The 1,057-nt window shown below is 42.8% G+C and carries 2 protein-coding genes; both read left to right on the forward strand.

All coding sequences use genetic code 11. The features are described from left to right. Positions 1-180: 180 nt before the first annotated feature. Positions 181-642, forward strand: a complete 462-nt coding sequence (locus Q8K48_06145) for a hypothetical protein (protein MDP1851980.1) — start codon at positions 181-183, stop codon at positions 640-642. 5 nt (positions 643-647) lie between these two features. Then, on the forward strand, positions 648-1,010 hold the full coding sequence (locus tag Q8K48_06150) for a hypothetical protein (protein MDP1851981.1): 363 nt from the start codon (positions 648-650) through the stop codon (positions 1,008-1,010). Positions 1,011-1,057 lie beyond the last annotated feature (47 nt).

Genomic DNA, 1,057 nt, shown 5'->3' on the forward strand with positions numbered 1-1,057 from the left:
AACAGCTTTACCAAGAGGGGAGGCATCTGTTGCTTGTCCACAGCTCGGTGATCTGGATGGTCAGCTCGTAGAATTTGTCGGTGGATGGTGCGAGGCTCTCAGAAATATAGAAAAAGGAAGAGAATGAACCTAAAAATAGTAAGATTTGACATACGTCACTACATACATCACTATTTGGTCATGAGCACACTTAGCCACCCCTTTTCCCACTTTCTCCGCAAGAGTGGTGATGTCTTAGATCAGATAGAAGTTATGGATGTGCACTTGGTGCGCAGGGATGGCTCTGATGTCATGCTGGTAAAAACATCACGAGAAGAATCCATTCGAGAAAGTTTGAATATGTCAGTTCTGACATTAGCTTCGCTTTCTCGCATTGGAATTCTTAGACCGAAGCTATTAGACGCACTAGTGGAAGCATTACCTTGGATCTCATGGCTAGATCCAAAGGATCGCGAATTATTCTTTGAAGATTTCATTCAGACCGCTCAGTCTTGTCATGCTGTTTCTCAATATGAGCCATTGGAAAAACTCCTTGTTCAGTGGAAGCGAAGTGCCGAGATTTCCAATAATCCTCAATTGCTCGCGATATTGATTGCGCCTCGCGGCGAAGATCAAGTTATTCCTCTAAGCCGTCCTAAGTAATTAAATTGGATCAGGTTAAACGTCCCATAAAGCCGGGACAGTGGGAAGTTATTGCTCGCTCTATAAAAGTTGAAGAATCTTGGAACGAATTGTGTACTAGTTGGCCAAGTCGTTGCCAGGAAGTTTTCGATACTTTGTCCGAAAAGCCTGAGTACGATGATGGAAACCGTCAAGGTCGATTACGTGGAAAGTTATCTGAAGGAAGTTACGATGGCGAGACTTATGTGCGGTGGCAAATTGATGTCAATTCTGATTCGCGTGTTTGGTACTTTGTAAAAGCAGAAGTTTTTGGTGTCAAACAGAAAAAACGCGGTGGTTTAGTGATTATCGATCAAGTGCATTTTGGTCACCCAAAACAAACGGAATAATCGACAAGTAGCTGATTACATTTCGTGGGCTAATTATTTTATCGTCA

It is taken from the genome of Candidatus Planktophila sp. (assembly GCA_030681675.1).
Taxonomy (GTDB): domain Bacteria; phylum Actinomycetota; class Actinomycetes; order Nanopelagicales; family Nanopelagicaceae; genus Planktophila.

Bases quoted from the DNA above. Each gene is read 5' to 3' on its own strand.
- Q8K48_06145 (MDP1851980.1), top strand. From the start codon at position 181: ATGAGCACACTTAGCCACCCCTTTTCCCACTTTCTCCGCAAGAGTGGT.